Origin of the sequence: Rhodococcus sp. IEGM 1307 (assembly GCF_030056915.1) — a bacterium.
Classification (GTDB): Bacteria; Actinomycetota; Actinomycetes; order Mycobacteriales; family Mycobacteriaceae; genus Rhodococcus_F; species Rhodococcus_F opacus_D.
In genome coordinates, this window is the sequence record NZ_JASHKW010000026.1 from 82,114 (window position 1) to 101,605 (window position 19,492).

Consider the following 19,492-nt stretch of genomic DNA (forward strand, 5'->3'; position numbering starts at 1 on the left):
AGCAGGTGCCGTCCCGGCGCACCTCCACCAGCGACTACGCGCCCGCGCGTCGCACCAACGCCGGTACGCCGGCGTCGACCCGAACCATCCACTGATCCAGCGACTCGAACATCTCGTCCCCCGACGGTCCACCGGGCACAGAGAGTTCATGCAACGCTTGGCCTTCCGAAGGAACAAGCGAAACCTGAGGCGGAACGTCCTCACCGGATGCCGGGCCCGACGCCACGTCCGCAGTTCGCAGGACAGCGGCGAGAATGCTGCCCTGTTCGTCCGTCAGGACCTGCATCTGGGAAACCCGAGGTGATTCCTGTGTCGTCATGCGAGGACGCCTCCTTCCAGATGGAACCACACGCCCGAAGTGGAGCTGTTGTGAATGCCGAGCACGTAGTACTGCTTGCTGGGGCCGCCGAACACCGGTGCGTTGGCGGTGCCCTGCCACTGCGTCATCAGGATCTTCGTGCCACCACCGCCCTGGCTGGCGTCGAGTCTCGCAGTCGCCAACTGCGGGCCCTTCCAGATGTCTCCAAACGAGAAGGAGAATTGATTCGCCTGCCCAGCGGCGAGAAAAAGCCCCTGAGGAGTTGTCGACCAAGCCATTTCGGTGTCCTTTCGTCGAATCACGAATGCGATACAGGACCGACCGTATGAGGACCCTCGCCAGTTGAACCGAGTAGTCGACTACTCGAATCTCTCGGCCGAGGGCCTGACCGGTCGACGCATCGATCGATGCGAACACGGAAAATGAGCAACGGTCAGGTGGTCAGTTTCCGTTGCCGGTTCGCTGCCCGCCGGATCTGAAGGATCCGGACACCGCCGACGAGCGCCATGACCACCGCGCCCGCGATGGCCGCGAACAGCAGAGTGACCCCGAGCGGGACCGTGAACTCCCAGACGAACAGTTCCAGGACGACGCTGTCGAGGTTCTGCAGGATGAACACGAGAAGCAGGACCAGAACGAGAATGCCGATGACCAGACCAGTCCACGTCGCCCCGGTACGCGTGTGCTTGATCCCCTTACCTCTCGCCACATCCGGCGGTATCCCGGAACCCGCGTCATGGGCGTGCGGGTCGGAAGGAGGCACCCCGCCGCCCGGCGTCTGTCCTGCCGGCAGGTGCGGTCCGGCGTTCGGTGTTTCGTCCGTTGGGGGCAACATGGGACCCGATTACCCAGGCCGTCACCCCACCAACCGGGTCAGGGCTGTTCCCTCCGGCACGTCGGGATGTCGATCATCGTGGTGTGATCAACAGGGGCACGAACCGGTCGATCAACTCCTGGATGGGATCCGGCGCCACCGGCGGTGGTGGTGACGCCGGATCCTCCGCGAAGGCACCGAGAACGTCACCGGTGTGCTGGTCGGCAGTGCCGTACGTGTTGGCCGCTACCGAGAAATCGGGCCCGAACGACGCGGAAGCGACAACACTGGGCCCCAGGTCCGACCACCCCCACTTGGTTCCGGTCACCGACGGCAGCCGCCCGGTACCCCAGTTCTGATGGGTTCCGTCGGCGGCGACGGGGGCCGCGGTGGCCATCCACTCCAGAATGCGGCTGTCCGGATCGGTGGTCTTCTTCGCCTCGAGGAACGTCACGGTGTCGGCGGTGCTGGTAACCGCATCGCCCCAGAATCCGGAGTCACGGGTACTGGTCAGCCCATACTCGGCGGCGATCGCATCGATCGACTGCGGGTACTTGGCGTACGCCTGCGAGGCGGCGGAGTCGTCGCTGTCGCGGATCATTTGCTGTCCGAGCGCGAGGTCCTCGGGAGAGCCGTCGCCGTGCCGGAGCATGTAGTCGGCTATATACAGCTTCACGATCGACAAACCCGGCCGGGCTTCCCCCTGATTCGCCGTCCCGACGCGGGTTCCGCTCGGGGTGTGCATGAACGACAGCGCCGTCCGCCCCGGCACCTCGTCGATCCTGTCGGGCGCCGGAGCCGAATGGGCCGTCACTCCGGACGCGGACGCGACGAGCCCGGCCACCAACAGTGACAGCGCGGCGCGGCACGCCCACCTCTTCATAACGTGCGAGTACCCGGTTCCACCCGGGCTCAGCCGCCCGATCACCGGAAATCTGGTTCCTGCGGTGCCTGTTTCCCGAGTCGGTGCGCCGCTCGGCACCGTCGGTGCACACTGAACTCAGTCCCGCGGCCCGGATCGGTGCTCTTACCGGAACCGCGGTGGCGGTGCAGGAGGACCGGATGTTCCACCGCGGCGAGCACGCCGTCACCGAAGCCCACACGCTCGACGAGGACCTGCTCGTCGAGCCCGTGGTCCGCCGCCGCCCGTGGGTCGAATTCTTCACGTCGACGCCCGGGCGGCTGACCGTGCTGGGGATCGCACTCATCGCCGCGGTCATCGCCGCGGGCGCCATCACCTCGGCGGCGGTCGGCGCGCGCCAACAGCGAGTCGAGACACTGCGCACCCACACCGAGCCCCTCGCAAACGCGGCCCAGGCGCTCTACAGCTCGCTGTCGATCGCCGACGCCGCCGCGACCACGTCGTTCGTCTCCGGTGGCGGTGGTGCCGAGTCGACTGCTGGCGCGGAGCAGTTCACCCAGGCGATCGGGGACGCGTCGAACGCGCTGGTCACGGCGACCAATGGGGTGTCGTCGCAGGACGCCGAATCGCTGGCACTGCTGTCGGACGTGGTGCGCGACCTCGCCGAGTACTTCAACCTCGTCGCCACGGCTCAGGCGAACGACCGGGCCGGTAACCCGGTCGGGGTGGCGTATCTGGCCGATGCGTCCGCGCTTATGCAGGCCACCATCCTCCCGTTGGCGGAGCGACTCTACGTCCATCAGGCCGAGGCGGTCGCCGAGATCCAGACGCACACCGCCCAGCTGCCCGCGACCGCCTTCACGGTGACCGCGGCCGCCCTCGTCGCCCTCGTCCTCGCCCAGCTGTACCTCGTCCGGAAGAGCAAGCGCCGGTTCAACCCCGGCCTCGCTGTCGCCACCCTGCTCATGGCCGGGCTTCTGCTGTGGCTGATCGGCGGAAGCCTGGTGTCGACGTCGGCGAGCGAACACGCGAGAACCGAAGGAACACAACCGATCAACGCGGTTGCCCGCGCTCGCATCCTGGCGCAGCAGGCCCGCGCCGACGAAACCCTCGCCATCCTGCAACGCGGTTCCGACACCCAGTCGGAAGTCGACTACGCGCGGCACTCCCAGGCCTTGTCCGACGAACTCACCCGGCAGCTGGAGAGCTCGCATGGTCGCGCCGCCGAGCAACACCTTCGCGACGCCGTGACGGCCCGCGACGGCTGGCTGGCCGCGCACCGGGACATCGAGATCGCCCTCGAGCGCGGTGACTACCCGACCGCCGCGGCGATCGCCGCCGGATCCGGCTCGGGCACGTCGTCGACGCAGTTCGCCGCCCTGGACGAGTCCCTCCGGAACGCGATCGACCGACTCCGCGACGACGAGGCCAACGCGGTGACGGACGTCTACCGGTCGATGTCGGCACTGGCAGTCGGTAGCATGATTATTGGCGTGTCCTGCGGATTCGCCGTCGGCGGGGGGATCTGGCCGCGACTGAACGAGTACCACTGATGACACAGGTGAGGCTTCCGAGACCGGGGGCGAGACCGCGTGCCCGGCACCTCGTCGGCGTACTCGCCGTCGCCGTGCTCGCCGGCTGCGCCGCACCCGACCCTCTCACCCCGACCGTCGCGGCCACGTACACCGCACGACCGATGACGGACGGCGCACAGATCATCCCGCCCACGGACAGTCCGCCGCCGGAGCCACCGCTCCCCGAGTCGTGTGGGGCGCTCGCGAGCCTGCGCCCCGGCCCGCAACCCCCGCCCGGGCAGATGCCGCCCGGTGGATCACTTGCCGAGATCGCAGGGCGGGGCCGGTTGATCGTCGGCGTCGACCAGAACACCAATCTGTTCAGCTTCCGAGATCCGACCACCGGCACCCTGCAGGGGTTCGAGATCGATGTGGCGAAGGAGATCGCCCGCGACATCTTCGGCGATCCGACGAAAGTCGAGTTCCGGCTACTCACCACCGCCGGCCGGTTCTCCGCACTCGAGAACAACGACGTCGACGTCGTCGCACATGGATTCTCGATCACGTGCGAACGCGCCCAACGCGTCGGTTTCTCCACCGAGTACGTCCGCGCCTTCCAGCGTATTCTGGTCCCTCGCGGTTCCGACATCGCCGGACCGGCGGACCTGGCCGGAAAACGGGTCTGCACCTTTCTCGACACCACCTCGCTCGGCACCGTCCAACGAGTCGCGCCGGACGCCACGATCATCGCGGTCCCCAACTGGGACGACTGCCTCGTCACCATGCAGAAACGGCAGGCCGACGCGACCAGCACCTCCGACTCGCTCCTCGCCGGGCTCGCCTCCCAGGACCCGAATTTTCAGATCGTGGGGCCCCGGCTGGAGACAGAAGAGCACTGGGCGATCGGTGTCAACAAGTACAAGGAGGACCTGGTGCGGTTCGTCAACGGCACCCTCGAACGCATACGCGCCGACGGAACCTGGATGCGCGTGTACGACCGGTGGCTGGCCACACCACTCGGGCCGATCGCGGGCCCACCCCCGGCCACGTATCGCGATTGAGGGTCGACGCGGACATCGGACGTGCTGGAAAGTTGTTGCGACACTGAGCGCGCCCACCACCGATCCCGAACCTCCGACGGTGTGGGGAAGGCCCACGCATTCTGGCTGAAAACCCCCCGGCGAGTCGTATCCCGGACTGCCTGATCTCGACCCGACGGGATACGGCCCGCACCCTCCACGGTAAACCGCCTCCGGACGGACCTCAATAGCCAGTACGACGGCGGTTTCCGTCGTTAGCCCGGACCGTCATTGCACCGGCGTCAGGGATGGCGTCGCACCAGCTTCGGGGCGGGAAACAACGCGTGCACCAGCGTCCTCTGCGACTGCAACCGTGCGTGCCGCGTCCATGCCTCTGCAACAACACCGCCGAGCGCGTCTGGACACCCGGCGTCGACGACGATCAAGTCCGGATCGAGGCAGCCGCGAGACCCGCACGCGCACAGAACGTCAGAGGTGTCGTCGATGCGTAGCGACCGCACCTACCGACAGCCCGCCACGATCCGCCGACGAGCCGGCTAGTTGATGCGTGGCCTCCGGACGCGTTCGGCGTTGCGCGGCGGGAAGGGTTCGCCATTGTTGTATTCGCGTTCGAGGACGGTGAGGTAGTGGGCGAGGGCTTCGTCGACGAGGCTGGACCAGCTGTTGGGGGCGCCGGCGATGTGGCCGATGGCGGCGACGGCATTCTTGCCGTTTTCGACCTTGGCGCGGTTGATGAGGACGGATTCCTGCTTCTTGTCTGCGGGGACCCGTCTGGTGGTCTTCTTTTCCTCGCCGAGGGCCACCGGTTCGGCTGTGGTGGCTGCTTCTTGTGCGACGTCCACGCCCTGTTCGACGAGGTTCGGCAGTCGTCGCTTGCGGCGTTCGAAGGGGTTGCTTGCGAGTCCTGCGACGTCCACGCCCTGTTCGACGAGGTTCGGCAGTCGTGGCTTGCGGCGTTCGAGGGGGTTGTTGGCGAGTCCGGGTTTACGTGTCACGCTCGTCAGGAGGTCCTTGTGACCGGTTGTCGAGTACGTCCCGTCCTGGTGGGCGCCTGTGCGGGGCTGGGGGCGGCGTGCGAGGGGGTTGTTGGCGAGTCCCGGCTTACGTGTCACGCTCATCGGGGGTCCCTTTCGACGAGTTCTTGGGCGGCGTCGCGGTAGGCGCGCGCTGCGGAGGAGGACGGTGCCCACCTGACGACGGGTTCTTCGGCGCTGTAACTTTCGCTGACGCGGACGGACTTCGGGATGATGGTGTGCATCGTCTGATCGGGGTAGGTCTCGCGGAGCGCGGCGAGGACCTGCTGGTCGATGACCTGGCCGAGTTCGACGCGGCCGCACAGAATGTGATTGAGCCGTGCAGTGGGATTGAGCAACTCGACCTGCTCGGTGATGTAGTTCTCGATCCGCATGAGCGCTTCGAGTTCCATGGCTCCCGTCATTACAGCGGCAAGCACTTCGGTGCAGGCGACGAGTGCGCTGATGGTCAGGTGGTCGAAGTCTCCGGGGCAGTCGAGGAGGTTGAAGTCGACGTCGGGGGCGCCGGCGAGGGCTTTGCGCAGGACGCCGTGTGCACCGGGCTTCTTGAGGAAATAGGGCCCGACGGAATCGAGTTCCTTGGTGGCGGGAACGAGGTGGATCCCGGACGCGGTGATGGTGGTGGCATCTTCGATGCTCGCCACCAGCATGAGTACCGACAGGACATCGTTGTCGACGGCTTCGGGCGTGGCGCCGAGCCAGGTGGTGGCGTTGCATTGTGGGTCGAGGTCGACGACGCGGACGGTGTAGCCGGCTTCGACGAGGGCTTGGGCGAGGTTGACCGCGCTCGTGGTTTTGGTGGAACCACCTTTATGGTTGACCACTGCGATGGTGCGGGTCATGTGGGCCTGTCCCTTCGTGTAAATATAGTGACCTAGCTCAAGATACTTAACTTGGTCGAGGCACGCGGATGACCCGCCGATCCGAGCGCGGAACCCTCGACCTCTGTGTGACGGCGGCTACACGGATGTGAACTACAGCCGCGTCAGGTGGGAGTGCGGCCTGAACGATTCGGCCTGCCCCGCCGGCCCGCCCGCCAGGCACTCCCCCGGTGGTCCGACTACCGCTGAGGTAGTACAGCGGCTACCGGTAGCGTGCTCCGCATTTCATCGGATGCAGATGTCGTGAACCGCCGCACACAAGTCGAGTGGCGTGTGAGAACGAACGAGTGGCACTCGGCGAACAGAGATCTCCTGGTGCTCCTCGGCCCTAGAATCGAGCGATGGACAGAACCGACCGCGCCAGCCGGGTGATCGCGGCATCACCGGCGACTGTCTACGGCGCCCTCCTCGACCGGGAGTCTCTCGAGGCCTGGTTGCCGCCGGACGGCATGCGCGGGCGGGTCGAACGGTGGGATCCTCGGCCCGGTGGTGGATTTCGGATGGTCCTCACCTACCTCGACCCTGCCGACAGTCCCGGCAAGACTTCGGATACGACGGATGTCGTCGATGTCGGATTCGCAGACCTGGTGCCACCGGAACGCGTGGTGCAGCTGGCGGTGTTCGAAGCTGACGACCCGTCGTACGCGGGCACCATGACGATGACCTGGCACCTCGCTGCCGCCGGTGACGGGACCGAGGTGACCGTCACCGCCACGGACGTGCCACCCGGCATAGACCAAGCGGCACACGAGGCCGGGATCACCTCCTCGCTGGCGAACCTGGCATCGTACGTCGAAGGATCCCGCTGATCAGGTCGGCTGCGACTCGGGCCGGGCCCTACACGACCTGCTTCTCGGCTCGGGCGGTCAGCGGGTACGCCTCGACGAGCTTGTCCAGTTCCTGGTGGTACGACTCCACGTTGGCGACCTTGATCTGTTCGTAACCACGGATGAGGTCGGGCAGTTCGGCGATCTCCACCGCGGCGGTCAGGCTGTGCGGGTTGAGTAGGTGAAGGAGTTGCTCGATGGTTTCGCGGTATTCGGTGATCAGCTCGCGTTCCATCTTCCGGATGTGGTGGTAGCCGAACACATCGAGCTTGGTGCCGCGGATCTTGCGCATGCGGTGCAGGGTCCGGAATCCGGGGTTGATCCAGGATCCGAGTGAGAGCTTGTTCGTCATCCCCATGGCGCGCAGCACCGGGGGGTGTAGCCGGACGGCGCTACCGGCGCGCCCGCGATGTTTCGATCGACTCTGTCAGCTGAGCTGCTCCATCCGTTGAATCGTCATGCTGGTTCTCCTACTTCGTCGCGCGGCCCCTCGTGGCCACTGGTCTTCCTGGAACGGAGCCGGACCATCGTCGGTGAGGTCTACCACGACCCACAACGACCTGGCGGCGACTATCTCAGGCCGGACACCGAGCCCATGGCAGGCTTGGACGAGGTGGGGTGCTGATTCACACGGCCACCCTCGGCCCGACCATCCGAGGTGAGGCGCACAGATGAAAGGGGACGTCGCCTATGACCGTCCGTACCGTGAACACTGAGGCAGGGCGACTCTCCGGTGACCACACCGACGGGGTCGCCCGATTCCTGGGAATCCCCTACGCAGCAGCTCCAGCGGGCGAACGCCGATTCGCACCCCCTGGTCCTACCGAACGATGGGAGGGGACCAGGAACGCCACCGGTTACGGCGCTACCGCACCCCAGCCGGCATTGCACCCCGCTCACGCGAATCTAACGCCGCTGATCGGGCCCGGATGGGTCGCCGGAGACGGCGACTACCTCAATCTCAACGTCTGGACACCCGACCCCGGCACGGGTGGGCTTCCAGTGATGGTCTACGTCCACGGCGGCGGGTTCATGATCGGCTCGGGCGCCGCCCCCGCCTTCGACGGCACCTCGTTCGCGCGCGACGGCGTCGTCCTGGTCACCGTCAACTACCGACTCGGGGCGGAGGGCTTCCTCGCACCGTCCGGTGCGGTCGCGAACACGAACATCGGATTGCGCGATCAGATCGCGGCCCTGCGCTGGGTTCGCGACAACATCGCCGGGTTCGGTGGAAACCCGGACAACGTTACCGTCTTCGGCGAATCGGCCGGCGGCTCCTCGGTCGCGTTCCTGCTGCACTCCCCGCTGGCCGCCGGACTGTTCCGACGCGCGATCGTCCAGAGCGGACACGACGAGATGGCCCGCCCGCTCGAGCTCACCGAAGAACTCACGAAGGCACTCGCCGCCGGGCTCGGAAGCTCCCCGACCACAGACGCATTTCGAGCATTCTCTGCCCCCGACCTGGTGCGCGCGCAGGCAGCTCTGCTCAGAAACGAACCCCACCCAGACCTGCGCGACGGCAACGGTGTCGACCCGGGCCACCGTCGTGCACTGTTCCTCCCCACCACGGGTGACGACGTCCTCCCCGACCCGGTCGGAGTACCGAGCACCCATTCGCGCGGCGTCGACCTGCTGATCGGCACAACACTCGAGGAGACCAACCTCGGTTTCGGTGCCGACCAGTTCGCCGCCTTCGACGCGCATGACGCCGTAGCCGAGCTGGCCGCCACCTACCCCGATGCCGAAGCGCTCCTCGAACGACACGGTCTCCACGACCCGGCCGTCACCCCCGCGCGTGCACTCACAGCCGCCTACACGGACCTGATGTTCCGATCACCGAGCCGCCGCACCGCCCGCCGCCACCCAGGCCCCACCTACGTCTACGAATTCGCATGGCGATCACCACTGCACGGCGCCGCACACGGCCTCGACGTCCCCTTCGTCTTCGACACCACACAGGCATGCCGCGGCCTCATCGGCGACGACGCACCCGGCGCCCTCACCCAGGCGATGCACCAAGCTTGGCTCGACTTCGCAACCCACGGAGATCCCGGCTGGCCCACCTACGACGACGCCAGAAAAGCGATGAGGTTCGATGCCGGCCCGCACCTCTGCGAGGACACCGCTCCCGACGACACCGGCGCCGAATACCTGCCCTGACCCAGGCCGGCGGGAGCGCGGCACTGGCGGTATCGGCGTCCGGCGCGGGGCCGGACGCCGATACCGTTCACGTCAGTCCGAAACCGTGTCGGCGGCCCGGCCGAGGTGGCGGGCGAAGAACCGGGCCGAGCTGTCGCGTTCGTATTCGGGTACCGGGTAGTGCCTGCCCGAGTAGGCGTGCAATGTCTTCTCCTTCGCGGCGAAGGCGTCGAACAACGCGACCCCGGAGGTGCGGTCGAATTCCTCGTCGTCCCACGGAATCCGGTACTCGACCGGGACGGTGATCTTTCTTGCCGCCTCGATCAGAGCGTCGCACACGAAAACCCCACCGAAGCTCACGGCAGCGATCCGGGATTCGACCGCCGTCAACATCAGCCCGGTCACGACACCCAACGTCATGCCGCCGTAGCCGATCGGCGCTTCGACGCCGATCTCGGGCAGCGCCTGCAGGGCGTCCAGAGTCGCTTGCCATTCCGGCACCGCACGCTCCGCCAGCGACATGTTGTAGTCGATCACGATCGGGGCGATCGGCTCGCCCGCCGCCCGGGCCCGATGGATCGCCTCGGCCCACCGTTGATCCTGAAGGTTTCGCGGCCGGTCGCCGTGTCCGGGCGCGTCGATGGCGGCGACGGTGTACCCATAGGTGGTCACGCAGTGGAGTGCACCGGCGACCAGCCCCGGCGCCTTCTTGTGCATGCCGCCGGAGTGCCCCGACAGCAGCAGCGGTGCGCCGACGGTTCCGGATGTGGGCGACCAGAGCACGCCGGTGATCTCATCCAGAGTGAATGTACGTTCGATGACACCGTTCGACGATGTCTCAGAGGTGAAATGCATGGTGTTGCCTTTCGGGATTGCCTTGTTGTCGAGGCGCTCCCGGCGACACCTATGTCAATCGCCGAACCGTGAACACGAGCGGGAGCACCCACATGGTTACTGCGTTCATGGGTCTCACCTCCTCGCGTGATGTCACGGTCTCGCGCACGCTATCAACCTGAACCGAATCCCGTCCAACCTATTTCCTGCACGCGAGGGCCGATCGCCGATGGGCCGCGCCTGGTATTCCTACAGGTCAATGGAGTGTGGGTCGGTAGATGAGCTCTTGGATGTGACCGTCCAGCGCCCGGTTCTCGAGCAGTTCCAGGTCGAAGTCGGCCCCACCCTGGAAGATCGGGTCATCACCGGTCTGACCGGTGATCACAGGGAAGAGCGTCACCTGCAGGCGGTCGACGAGGCCGGCGGCCATCAGCGCCCGATTCATCGACAGGCTGCCGTGCGAGCGCAACGGCACCTCGGACTCCTCCTTGAGCCGGGCGACGACGTCGACGGCGTCACCGCTCACGACGGTCGCGTCCGGCCAGTCGAGAGGCCCTTCCAGCGTCGTCGACACAACCGTCGCCGGCAGGCTCCTCATCCGGGTGACCCATGGGTCACGCACTTCGGACTCCTCGGTGCTCGAGGCCAGCATCTGCGCGAACGCCCGATACGTGTTGGCCCCGAATATCATCCGCTGCTCCGCGCCGTACAAGGCAAGGCGGTGGTCGAGCAACTCGGGGCCTTGCTTGCCCCAGTAGCCGCCCCAGTCGCCGCCGCTGATTCCGCCGAAGCCGTCGAGGCTGGAAAAGACGTCGAAGGTGTAGGTCGCGGTCATGTCGTTCTCCTCGAGTGTGGTTGTGATCGGTGTAGGTACAGACTGGGAACCACTGCGAAACTCATCGCCGTCGGAGTGGGCGACTGTGGTCGCAACAAGAGTGTCGCGTCCTTCGTGCCGGCTCGCCGCCTCGCACGTGGCGGGCGAGGCGGCGAGATCGGTCTGTGCGGTGAACCGTCAGGCTCAGCCCTTGATGAGGTCGTCGATCTGGCCGATCGCCTGCGAGGCACCCTCGACCACACCCATGTCGAGCACCTGCTGGAGACCTTCGGCGGTTGCGTAGGTACTGACGTAGGTCGCGATGGTGCTGCCGTCCTTCTCCTCGAAGGAGAACTCGTTGGTGGACACCGGCATCGATTCGATCGGGGTGAAATCCGCATCGGCGAATCCGTCGGTGAAGGTGAAGCCGGTCGGCTCATCGACGGAGACGATGTTCCAGTAGCCCGCATGCTTGTCACCCTCGGGTCCGGTCATGTAGTAGGTGACCCGACCGCCGGGAGTGAACTCGTGGTCGACCACCGTCGCCGGGTACGTCGGCGGACCCCAGATCTTCTCGAGCTGGCGAGGATCGGCATAGATCTGCCAGATCCGCGCGCGGGGCGCGGCGAACTCGGCGGTGATGGTCAGGGTCAGTGCGTCGATGTCGTGGCTGACATTGGTGACAGGCATCGTTCATTCCTTCCGTTGGGGTTCTGTCGCGATCAGTTCGTCGATGCGCGCGATTCGCCCACGCCAGACGTGTTCCAGCTCCGCGAGCATGGACGACACCGCGCGAACTGCGTCCACATCGCCCGTGGCGAGTTGTTCACGGCCGCTGCGTCGTTTGACGAGTAGGCCTGACTTCTGGAGAACGGCGACGTGCTTCTGTACCGCAGCGAAACTCATGTCGTACTTCGCTGCCAGTGCCGAGACGGAATGCTCGCCGGCCAGCACGCGACGCATGATGTCGCGCCTCGTTCGGTCGGACAGCGCGTGAAACAGGGCATCGGCCCGGTCCTCATCTGTTTCTGACACACCCCAAACATACAACCGATTGGTTGTATGTGCAAGGCCCCTGCGACTCTCAGCTTGAAGTTATTGCATGCGGCGTGCCGACGAGCGCGATCTAGCTCGGGGAGAACCCGCCGACATCGATCGAGATCCACAGCGGTGCGAACATCAGGCAGAGACCGGTGAAGCCCAGCAACACCGTGAGCGGCGGCGGTATCGCCCACGCCACCCAATACCCCACCGTTGGGCCAAGGACACCCGGTGCCCGGTCTGCGATCCAGCGAACTGGCCCAGCAGAGCGGCCACCAGCTCATACCAGGGCTCCTCACCCGCGGCCGCCGTTCCGGCGTCGTCAAGGTTCGGCACGGATCGTATCGTTCCATTGTCCTCCGCAGGATTCATCCGTGCTGGTCGCCGACGGTTTCGCACACAAGTTTCGACACGCCACGTATCTCCGTGGGGGCGCGGCCAGGCACGGGCGCACCTCATCCTTCGCGACGGGCCAGTGCGTCCATTTTCGGTCTCCTCCGTCTGATCTGGTACCCATCCCCACGGATCAAGGAGTCACCATGACCAACGCCGACAAGTTCGAAAACCCGACGACGGATCGGACGGACGCAAACCCACGGACTGCGGCACCCACGTGTTGCAGCACCGAACGACAAGCCACCTGCTGCGACCTCAGCGAGAAGTCGACGTGCTGCGGTCCGACGGCGACGGCCTGCGACGGATGCGGCTGCCAGTAGCCCTCAGGTGACAACGGTGCGGTGCGAGCGAAGATGGCTCGCACCGCACCGCAGTCTTGTCAGCGTGACCTCGCCCGGTCGCCCCGTCGCCGTCACCAGAGATGATTCGCCGGTCTACCCGTCGTCCGATGGCGTGGCTCCGCAGGCGCAGGATCCGCTGCGGGGCTGGTAGTCGTGGACATGGCCGGTGCGATCCCGGCTGATCTGACAGCAGGCGTGCAATTGGGCCTGGAGGGCGGCGCGGCCGCGTTGGACCCGGGATTTCATCCCGGACACCGAGATTCCCACCTCGCTGGCGGCGGCGGCGTTGGTTCGAGCGTCGAGGTCGACCATCCTCACCGCCGCGGCCTGCTCGGCGGGCAGCCCGGAGAGCATCGGCACCAGGCAGGAGGCGAGTTCCTTCTCCGCCGTCTCGTCGGCGTCAGGTTCTCCGTCGGGTCGGTTGTCGGGGACACTGTCGACAGCCAGCTCGCGGCGGTGGGGTGCGGACCGGTAGTAGTCGGTGATCGCGTTGCGGGTGATGGCATACATCCACCCGAGGATTCGGTCCTGCTCCCGCAGGTTGTCGAGGCTCTTGGCCATCCGCAGGAACACGATCGACAGAATGTCGTCGGCGTCCTCGGGACGGGAGACCCGGCGGGCGATGAAGGCCCGCAAGTCGCTCGAGAAGCGGCGCCAGAGCTGGTCGAGATCAGCTGGTGCCGGCTGGGGTGTCGTCGCGGTGGTGGCCGAGTCCTCGTTCATGATCTGTGGTTCCTCTCCGTCTTTCAGGATCCCCGCCTTACGGCGCGGTCGCGACCCCCTGAGGGCGTCCTCTCTCAGGTACGGACGACGGTGACCGCGGTCGGACGCACCTGCGTCCGAATCCGAAGTTCCTCGTCTGTATGGGTGTCGATGTCGATTCCGGATGCTCCGGTTCGACGTACCAGTAGAAGCACGGTGAGGAGGTGAGCAATGCTGACTACACATCTGTTGTCGGGCCTGACCAGTGAAGAGGTCGATCTGATCGTGGCGGAGGAGCTGCATCTGCTCGACGCCGCCGCATGAGCGTCATCGACGCCCGCACCGGGCGCATCTGCTGACCACAGCGCTCTCCTAGCCTCTACCCCTCCATCGGGTAGGGGCTTGGAGAGTGCCCGGCTCCGGACGGACATCGAACACGCAAAACCCGCCCCGTCCCCGTGGGATGGGGACGGGGCGGGTTCGTTGTCAGCGGGTTCGCGCTGACCGAATCATGCGGGTGACGACGGGAACGGCGGTCACCACCGCCCACAAACCGATCGCCGCGACCAGGGCGGTAAGAGTGTCCCCGGCGGTGGCGGTGCCGAGCACGTGGCCGCGCAGGGCGTCGGTGGCGTGCGCAACCGGATTCACTGTCGCCATGGCCTGCATCCAGCCGGGCATGGTCTCGATCGGCGCGAACGCACTCGAGACGAACATCAGCGGCATCATCACCATCATCCCGGCGAACTGGACCACGTCCGGCCGGCGGAGCCGGTCCCCGATCAGCCCGAAGAGGGCGCTCATCGCCCCGGCCAACACCACCAGCACGACAACCGCGGCGACGGCATCCCCTGCGGTGCCGTGGAACTCGAAACCCAAAGCGACGGCGGCGATCCCGAGCAACACAGCCCGGGCGAGGGTGAAGACGGCCTCGTTGATGGTGCGAGCCACCCCCGGCAGCGCCGTCCGCATCGGCAGGGCCGCGAAGCGGTCGTGCAGGCCGTTGGTGTGATCGATCGCGGCGGAGACTCCGGCGTTGGTGCCGGCCATCACCGTGGAGACGGCGAGCATCGCCGGGGTGAGGAAGACGATGTAGCTGACCCCGGCAGGAAAGCCCGGTCCTGCGGCGACGCTGCGGAACACCTGACTGAACAGCACCAGCATCGCCATCGGCATGGTCAGCGAGAACATCAACAGCTGCGGAACGCGGGCGCTGGTGCGCAGGTTCCGGACGGTGAGTGCGGCGAGTTGGTCCCCGACCGAGGGACGCCCTACCGAAGGGGTGGCTGTGGTGGTGGTGGTGGTGCGGATGGTGGTCATCGGTGGGCTCCGGCGGTGTGGGCGAGGTGGGCGAAGACGTCGTCGAGGCTCGGTGAGGTCACGTCCAGGTCGGTGACCTCGATGCCGCCGCGGTGCAGGTCGGCGACCAGCGCGGTCGCGGCGGGGGCGTCGTCGACGGTGACGGACACTCGCAGGCGGTCGCCGTCGACCCGCGGATCGGTGTCCGGGATGAATGGCAGCGCGGCGAGCTGACCGGCGGGGATGGTGGCGCTGAGGACCTTGCCGCCGACGATCCGTTTGAGCTCGGCGGGGGTGCCGCGGGCGGCGACCCGGCCCCGGCGCAGGACCACGATGTGGTCGGCGAGCCGGTCGGCCTCCTCGAGGTACTGGGTGGTGAGCACGACCGTGGTGCCCGCGTCGGTGAGCTCGTCGACGACGTTCCACAATCCGGCGCGGGCGAGGGGATCGAGACCGGTGGTCGGCTCGTCGAGGAACAGTACCGACGGGGAGCCGACGAGGCTGGCGGCCAGATCGACCCGGCGGCGCGAGCCCCCGGAGAGTTCCCCGACCCGCCGGGACGCGTATTCCTGCAGCCCGAGCCGGTCGATCAGCGCGTCGGCCCGCGCGCGGGCGGTGCGGCGCAGCCCGGTCAGGCGGCCGATCAGCTCCAGATTCTCTCGGGCGGTGAGAAATTCGTCGAGGCCGGCGTATTGGCCGGTCACGCCGATCCGGCGGCGGACCTCGGTGGCGTGGACGACGACGTCCAGGTTTTCAATCTGCACGCGGCCGATGGTGGGCCGCACCAGGGTGGTGAGGGTGCGGATCAGGGTGGTCTTGCCGGCACCGTTGTGGCCGAGCACACCGAGCGTGGCTCCGGCGGCAGCCTCCAAGTCGACACCGTCGAGGGCCCACGTCGTGCCGTAGGCGACGTGCAGATCCTCGACCACGACGGTCGGCGCGCTCATCGCACTCCCCCGAACCTGTGAGCGGCGGGGCGGGCAATCGGGTGGATGGTCATCGGAGGTTCCTCTCGGAAGATGTGCTCCCACCCGGTGGTGAGTGGGAGTCCGCTTCCTCAGACGAACCAAGTTCGAGTTGGACGCACCCGCGGCAGAATCAGGCAGGTCAGGAGATGGTGACGCCATCGGCGGCGGGTTCGGGTTCGTCGAAGACCCCGGCGCCGCCGCATACCCCGGTCTCCGGCAACGTGAGTTCGACGCGGGCGGCGGCGGCGTGGTCGCCGGCCAGGGCGGCGGCGATACTGCGGACCTGCTCGTACCCGGTCATTGCCAGGAACGTCGGCGCCCGCCCGTAGCTCTTCATCCCGACCAGGAACACATTCGGCTCCGGATGCGACAGTTCGGCGACCCGTGCGGGTAGACGCTGGGCCGGTCGGGTACGCCTGGTCGTCCGGCGCCACCAGCCGGTGGCGTCGAGCAGGCGGCGGGCCGACGGATCGATCAGCTCACCCCAACGGGAGAACAACCGCACGTGATTCCACTGCGCGATCGCCGCACCGGCTATCGGACCGCGGTCGAAGACCAGCGGGGACAGGCCGCGCTCACGCAACTGGGCCGCGGCAGCAAGGCCGATTGGTCCGGCCCCCACGACGACAACGGGCACAGAGTTCATCTCGGAAGTCCTTTCATCGACACTCATCGATCTTCCACTGCGGAGAGTATCGATACGCGTCGATGAAGGCAACCATCGATGGATATCGATATAGTGGGTGCATGACTGCACTGGACATTCCGGTCGCGCGCACCGCCAACGAGGTGGATGCGTTGGCGCCGGAGGACGCGGCCACCTATGCCGGGTGGTTCGCCTGCCTGGCCGATCCCACCCGGGTGCGACTGCTGCACCAGGTCGCCTCCCGCCCGGCCGGGATCAACGTGGGCGAGCTGGCCGAGGCTCTGGGCATCGGCCAGCCCACCGTCTCGCACCACGTGCGCAAGCTTGCCGACGTCGGATTCGTCTCGGTCCGCAAGAGCGGAACCAGCACCGTGGTCATGGTCAATCCGGCCTGCTGCACCGGGCTGCCGCACGCCGCCGACGCAGTGATGGGTGTGCTGACCCCGCGCCCCTGCTGCCCGGACGACCTGCCCGGCGACGTCACCGTGCGAACCATGACCGATCAGGACTGGGATGACGTGCGCCGGATCTACGGCGAGGGCATCGCCACCCGCAACGCCACCTTCACCACCGAGGTCCCCACCCAGGCGACGCTCGATGGACTGTGGCTGCCCGGGCATCGGTGGGTCGCCGAGATCGACGACGTCGTGGTCGGCTGGGCCGCCCTGTCCCCGGTGTCCGGGCGAGCCTGCTACGCCGGGGTGGCCGAGAACTCGATCTACGTCGCCGACGGGATGCGCGGGCGCGGCGTCGGCAAGGCCTTGCTGCGCTCCCAGGTCATCGCCGCCGACGAGGCCGGACTGTGGACCTTGCAGACCTCGATCTTCCCCGAGAATCGGGCCAGCATCGCCCTGCACCACTCCGCCGGATTCCGCACCCTCGGTGTGCGCGAACGCATCGCCCGACTCGACGACATATGGCGCGACACCGTGTTTCTTGAGCGCCGCTCCCCCGTCGTCGGATAATCCTCCGAATCGACTGGGGCACAAGATGTCCGAGCAGCAAACTGTCGATCGTGCCGCGATCGCCGCGGAGCTCGAACGCGCCCGGAGCGTGCTGCACGAATTACTCGACGGCGCGAGCGCCCCAGATCTCGCGAGGCGTTCGTCCGGAACCCGGTGGACCAACGAGCAATTGCTGTTCCACATGGTCTTCGGCTACATGGTCGTTCGCCGGCTGCTCCTGCTGATCCGGATGTTCTCCCGGCTGCCGGAGGGGGCGAGCCGACGGTTCGCGCACGTGCTCGACGCGGCCACCCCAGCCTTCGACGAGGTCAACTATCGGGGCTCCGCCCTGGCAGCGGTCGTCTACAACCGCCACCGGATGGGCCGCCACTTCGACCGCGTCATCGCTTCGCTGCAACGCTCCCTCGCCCGGCAGACCGATGCAGACCTACAGCGCAGCATGTCCTTTCCGGTGCGCTGGGACCCGTTCTTCACCGAGACCATGACCGTCGAGCAGGTCTTTCGATACCCCGGGAAGCACTTCGACTTCCACCGGCAACAGCTCACTCTCAACTGAACCGGGGCAGCTGCCCGTTGTCGATGGGGATGGTTCATCGATGCGCCGGCGCGCCGGCCCCGCATGATCGACATATACGACACGTAGGAATTCAATTTCTACCGACGTGACGAAATCATGGTGGACAGTTGTTTAATATCAGAATGTGAGAAAAAGCGTCATTAATTGAAACGTTCTGCAGACCCGTGTGCGATAGGAAAAGTAAGCGGAGATCGACGATCCCGTGGTTCACAGAAACAACAGAGAAGAGTATTACTCGCACTCGGCTGACGATCGAGTGATCCAGGACAGGGATTCTCGGCTCCCACCGGTAGCCGAGAATCCACACCCTGAACAGGGGTAATACGCCTCCGCAAGTGTGTCGTAGGACATTTGACAGATCGGTGGCGCGATCTCGGGAGAAAACTGACAATTCCGCTGCAGGAGTCGGGGATTATCGAATGAGGTGAGCATTATGAAAAACAAATTCGCTGTGCGATCGGCAGTCGTGGCCGCCGTCATCGCTCCCACCCTGGTTTTCGCAGGCGGCACTCCCGCCACGGCGGCACCAACACTGAACGCGGGCGGATCCGGCCAGGTAGAGGTCAGGGTCCCGACCGGTGAAAGCTGGACGTGCTTCGCATTCGACTCGAACTTCACGTTCAAGACGGGTGCCTTCGCGGCGGGTCTCGGTACGCTCGACGGATTCGCGAAGGGATCGAATGTGACCGCGTTCTGCTTCGGCAACATGGCCCCGTTCTTCTTCTCGGGCAGTGTGAAAGTCACCTAGACCGGAGTCCTTTCGCCGCATCGAACGTGGCCTCGGCAGTATGTTGGAGACATGAAGGCCTTACTCGCCCTTCTGTCTCTGCTGCTCGCCGTCGTGGTGGGCTGCTCCGGCGATGACAGCACACCGTCGGCGGGCAGTGACACGTCCGCCACCGAGATCGAGGTCGGCGGCGGCGACGCGTTGCAGTGGGGAGATGGCGAGTACGGAGTGGTGCTGGCCCACGGTGCCGTCTTCGACGCCGCCAGCTGGGAAGACCAGGCCTCGGCGATCGCCAACCAGGGTGCCACTGTCATCGCCGTCGAGGACATCACGCCGGAGTCGATCGCGGCCACCGTCGCCAGCCTCATAGACAATGGGCACCCCGACGTCGCGCTGGTGGGCGGAAGCGCGGGCGCCGACGCCATCCTGCAACTGGCCTCGCAGCAGCCCGACCTTCCCGACCAGCTGGTGCTGCTCTCCCCGAATCGAGTGGTCGACGGCCTCGGCAGTGAGCCCAAGCTGTTCATCGCCAGCGAGGACGAGCCCGTCGCCGGCGTGTCGCAGCAACTCGCCGACGACTCACCGGGCGCCGACAACAAAGTGATCCTTCTGCCGGGCTCCGCCCACGGGCAGAACATCTTCGACGGTGAGAACGCTGACGCGGCAATGGACGCAATCCTCCAACGACTGGCCAACTGAGGACCGAATTGCCGTGTCAACTCGCCGGAGGGGCCGCGCCGAGTCCGCGAACA

General features: G+C 66.5%; 23 protein-coding genes. 8 read left to right on the forward strand and 15 right to left on the reverse strand.

The annotated features are described in order from the left end of the window. Positions 1-34 precede the first annotated feature (34 nt). The 4 genes from QM841_RS36595 to QM841_RS36610 all read right to left on the reverse strand — a co-directional run bounded on the left by QM841_RS36595 (position 35) and on the right by QM841_RS36610 (position 2,016). Positions 35-319, reverse strand: coding sequence for a hypothetical protein (locus QM841_RS36595; protein ID WP_283335766.1), 285 nt, complete (start codon positions 317-319; stop codon positions 35-37). Further along, a complete protein-coding gene (locus QM841_RS36600) occupies positions 316-597 on the reverse strand; it encodes a hypothetical protein (RefSeq protein WP_009476898.1) in 282 nt (93 codons plus the stop codon). The genes QM841_RS36595 and QM841_RS36600 overlap by 4 nt, the downstream gene beginning before the upstream one ends. A gap of 155 nt (positions 598-752) precedes the next feature. Further along, positions 753-1,154 carry a LapA family protein gene (locus QM841_RS36605; protein WP_280782807.1) on the reverse strand — a complete coding sequence of 134 codons (402 nt, stop codon included), beginning with the start codon at positions 1,152-1,154 and terminating at the stop codon, positions 753-755. Positions 1,155-1,227: 73 nt separating this feature from the next. Continuing rightward, positions 1,228-2,016: a hypothetical protein gene (locus QM841_RS36610; protein ID WP_283335767.1), complete on the reverse strand. Its 789-nt coding sequence runs from the start codon at positions 2,014-2,016 to the stop codon at positions 1,228-1,230. Positions 2,017-2,099: 83 nt separating this feature from the next. Between QM841_RS36610 and QM841_RS36615 the strand changes: the two genes are divergently transcribed. Together QM841_RS36615 and QM841_RS36620 are read left to right on the forward strand one after the other, a co-directional pair. After that, the gene (locus tag QM841_RS36615; protein ID WP_283335768.1) at positions 2,100-3,548 is read left to right on the forward strand and encodes a GlnX family signal transduction membrane protein; all 1,449 of its coding nucleotides are present in this window, start codon (positions 2,100-2,102) and stop codon (positions 3,546-3,548) included. Continuing rightward, positions 3,548-4,570, forward strand: a complete 1,023-nt coding sequence (locus tag QM841_RS36620; RefSeq protein WP_280782814.1) for a glutamate ABC transporter substrate-binding protein — start codon at positions 3,548-3,550, stop codon at positions 4,568-4,570. Before QM841_RS36615 ends, QM841_RS36620 begins: the two co-directional genes overlap by 1 nt. Positions 4,571-5,085: 515 nt before the next feature. Here the strand turns inward: QM841_RS36620 and QM841_RS36625 are convergent. Next, positions 5,086-5,667 carry a hypothetical protein gene (locus tag QM841_RS36625; protein ID WP_280782815.1) on the reverse strand — a complete coding sequence of 194 codons (582 nt, stop codon included), beginning with the start codon at positions 5,665-5,667 and terminating at the stop codon, positions 5,086-5,088. After that, positions 5,664-6,425, reverse strand: coding sequence for a ParA family protein (locus tag QM841_RS36630; protein WP_280782816.1), 762 nt, complete (start codon positions 6,423-6,425; stop codon positions 5,664-5,666). The genes QM841_RS36625 and QM841_RS36630 overlap by 4 nt, the downstream gene beginning before the upstream one ends. A 380-nt stretch (positions 6,426-6,805) precedes the next feature. Here QM841_RS36630 and QM841_RS36635 point away from each other — a divergent pair, with 380 nt between their 5' ends. After that, the gene (locus tag QM841_RS36635; protein WP_283335769.1) at positions 6,806-7,273 is read left to right on the forward strand and encodes an SRPBCC family protein; all 468 of its coding nucleotides are present in this window, start codon (positions 6,806-6,808) and stop codon (positions 7,271-7,273) included. A gap of 28 nt (positions 7,274-7,301) precedes the next feature. On the opposite strand, the gene QM841_RS36640 is transcribed toward QM841_RS36635, so the two are convergent. After that, positions 7,302-7,643 carry a DUF6537 domain-containing protein gene (locus tag QM841_RS36640; protein WP_283335770.1) on the reverse strand — a complete coding sequence of 114 codons (342 nt, stop codon included), beginning with the start codon at positions 7,641-7,643 and terminating at the stop codon, positions 7,302-7,304. Between the two features lie 353 nt (positions 7,644-7,996). On the opposite strand from QM841_RS36640, the gene QM841_RS36645 reads away from it, so the two are divergent. Continuing rightward, entirely contained in the window at positions 7,997-9,451 is a 1,455-nt protein-coding gene (locus QM841_RS36645; protein ID WP_283335771.1) for a carboxylesterase/lipase family protein, read from the forward strand. Between the two features lie 72 nt (positions 9,452-9,523). On the opposite strand, the gene QM841_RS36650 is transcribed toward QM841_RS36645, so the two are convergent. The 8 genes from QM841_RS36650 to QM841_RS36685 form a co-directional block, all read right to left on the reverse strand. Beyond that, positions 9,524-10,285, reverse strand: a complete 762-nt coding sequence (locus QM841_RS36650; protein WP_283335772.1) for a dienelactone hydrolase family protein — start codon at positions 10,283-10,285, stop codon at positions 9,524-9,526. A gap of 235 nt (positions 10,286-10,520) precedes the next feature. Beyond that, complete coding sequence (locus tag QM841_RS36655; RefSeq protein ID WP_283335773.1) at positions 10,521-11,099, reverse strand: dihydrofolate reductase family protein; 579 nt, start codon at positions 11,097-11,099, stop codon at positions 10,521-10,523. Positions 11,100-11,282: 183 nt separating this feature from the next. Continuing rightward, a complete protein-coding gene (locus QM841_RS36660) occupies positions 11,283-11,768 on the reverse strand; it encodes an SRPBCC family protein (RefSeq protein ID WP_283335774.1) in 486 nt (161 codons plus the stop codon). Positions 11,769-11,771: 3 nt separating this feature from the next. Continuing rightward, positions 11,772-12,113, reverse strand: coding sequence for an ArsR/SmtB family transcription factor (locus QM841_RS36665; protein WP_280782828.1), 342 nt, complete (start codon positions 12,111-12,113; stop codon positions 11,772-11,774). Between the two features lie 836 nt (positions 12,114-12,949). Continuing rightward, positions 12,950-13,579 (reverse strand): sigma-70 family RNA polymerase sigma factor, encoded by a 630-nt coding sequence (locus QM841_RS36670; RefSeq protein WP_283335775.1) that lies wholly within the window; start codon positions 13,577-13,579, stop codon positions 12,950-12,952. Between the two features lie 465 nt (positions 13,580-14,044). Beyond that, a complete protein-coding gene (locus tag QM841_RS36675) occupies positions 14,045-14,878 on the reverse strand; it encodes an ABC transporter permease (protein WP_283335776.1) in 834 nt (277 codons plus the stop codon). Beyond that, positions 14,875-15,804 (reverse strand): ATP-binding cassette domain-containing protein, encoded by a 930-nt coding sequence (locus tag QM841_RS36680; RefSeq protein ID WP_283335777.1) that lies wholly within the window; start codon positions 15,802-15,804, stop codon positions 14,875-14,877. Before QM841_RS36680 ends, QM841_RS36675 begins: the two co-directional genes overlap by 4 nt. A 160-nt stretch (positions 15,805-15,964) precedes the next feature. After that, positions 15,965-16,471, reverse strand: a complete 507-nt coding sequence (locus QM841_RS36685) for an NAD(P)-binding protein (RefSeq protein WP_283335778.1) — start codon at positions 16,469-16,471, stop codon at positions 15,965-15,967. Between the two features lie 101 nt (positions 16,472-16,572). Here QM841_RS36685 and QM841_RS36690 point away from each other — a divergent pair, with 101 nt between their 5' ends. The 4 genes from QM841_RS36690 (at position 16,573) to QM841_RS36705 (ending at position 19,439) form a co-directional block, all read left to right on the forward strand. After that, entirely contained in the window at positions 16,573-17,436 is an 864-nt protein-coding gene (locus QM841_RS36690; RefSeq protein WP_283335779.1) for a helix-turn-helix domain-containing GNAT family N-acetyltransferase, read from the forward strand. A 25-nt stretch (positions 17,437-17,461) separates the two neighbouring features. Further along, positions 17,462-17,992: a DinB family protein gene (locus QM841_RS36695; protein ID WP_283335780.1), complete on the forward strand. Its 531-nt coding sequence runs from the start codon at positions 17,462-17,464 to the stop codon at positions 17,990-17,992. Positions 17,993-18,446: 454 nt separating this feature from the next. Further along, positions 18,447-18,761 (forward strand): hypothetical protein, encoded by a 315-nt coding sequence (locus QM841_RS36700; protein WP_283335781.1) that lies wholly within the window; start codon positions 18,447-18,449, stop codon positions 18,759-18,761. Between the two features lie 51 nt (positions 18,762-18,812). Next, positions 18,813-19,439: an alpha/beta fold hydrolase gene (locus QM841_RS36705; RefSeq protein WP_283335782.1), complete on the forward strand. Its 627-nt coding sequence runs from the start codon at positions 18,813-18,815 to the stop codon at positions 19,437-19,439. Positions 19,440-19,492: the final 53 nt, after the last annotated feature.

Coding starts and splice junctions, on each gene's coding strand:
- QM841_RS36595 (WP_283335766.1), bottom strand. CDS start 319: ATGACGACACAGGAATCACCTCGGGTTTCCCAGATGCAGGTCCTGACG.
- QM841_RS36600 (WP_009476898.1), bottom strand. CDS start 597: ATGGCTTGGTCGACAACTCCTCAGGGGCTTTTTCTCGCCGCTGGGCAG.
- QM841_RS36605 (WP_280782807.1), bottom strand. CDS start 1,154: ATGTTGCCCCCAACGGACGAAACACCGAACGCCGGACCGCACCTGCCG.
- QM841_RS36610 (WP_283335767.1), bottom strand. CDS start 2,016: ATGAAGAGGTGGGCGTGCCGCGCCGCGCTGTCACTGTTGGTGGCCGGG.
- QM841_RS36620 (WP_280782814.1), top strand. CDS start 3,548: ATGACACAGGTGAGGCTTCCGAGACCGGGGGCGAGACCGCGTGCCCGG.
- QM841_RS36625 (WP_280782815.1), bottom strand. CDS start 5,667: ATGAGCGTGACACGTAAGCCGGGACTCGCCAACAACCCCCTCGCACGC.
- QM841_RS36630 (WP_280782816.1), bottom strand. CDS start 6,425: ATGACCCGCACCATCGCAGTGGTCAACCATAAAGGTGGTTCCACCAAA.
- QM841_RS36635 (WP_283335769.1), top strand. CDS start 6,806: ATGGACAGAACCGACCGCGCCAGCCGGGTGATCGCGGCATCACCGGCG.
- QM841_RS36640 (WP_283335770.1), bottom strand. CDS start 7,643: ATGACGAACAAGCTCTCACTCGGATCCTGGATCAACCCCGGATTCCGG.
- QM841_RS36650 (WP_283335772.1), bottom strand. CDS start 10,285: ATGCATTTCACCTCTGAGACATCGTCGAACGGTGTCATCGAACGTACA.
- QM841_RS36655 (WP_283335773.1), bottom strand. CDS start 11,099: ATGACCGCGACCTACACCTTCGACGTCTTTTCCAGCCTCGACGGCTTC.
- QM841_RS36660 (WP_283335774.1), bottom strand. CDS start 11,768: ATGCCTGTCACCAATGTCAGCCACGACATCGACGCACTGACCCTGACC.
- QM841_RS36670 (WP_283335775.1), bottom strand. CDS start 13,579: ATGAACGAGGACTCGGCCACCACCGCGACGACACCCCAGCCGGCACCA.
- QM841_RS36675 (WP_283335776.1), bottom strand. CDS start 14,878: ATGACCACCATCCGCACCACCACCACCACCACAGCCACCCCTTCGGTA.
- QM841_RS36680 (WP_283335777.1), bottom strand. CDS start 15,804: ATGAGCGCGCCGACCGTCGTGGTCGAGGATCTGCACGTCGCCTACGGC.
- QM841_RS36685 (WP_283335778.1), bottom strand. CDS start 16,471: ATGAACTCTGTGCCCGTTGTCGTCGTGGGGGCCGGACCAATCGGCCTT.
- QM841_RS36690 (WP_283335779.1), top strand. CDS start 16,573: ATGACTGCACTGGACATTCCGGTCGCGCGCACCGCCAACGAGGTGGAT.
- QM841_RS36695 (WP_283335780.1), top strand. CDS start 17,462: ATGTCCGAGCAGCAAACTGTCGATCGTGCCGCGATCGCCGCGGAGCTC.
- QM841_RS36700 (WP_283335781.1), top strand. CDS start 18,447: ATGAAAAACAAATTCGCTGTGCGATCGGCAGTCGTGGCCGCCGTCATC.
- QM841_RS36705 (WP_283335782.1), top strand. CDS start 18,813: ATGAAGGCCTTACTCGCCCTTCTGTCTCTGCTGCTCGCCGTCGTGGTG.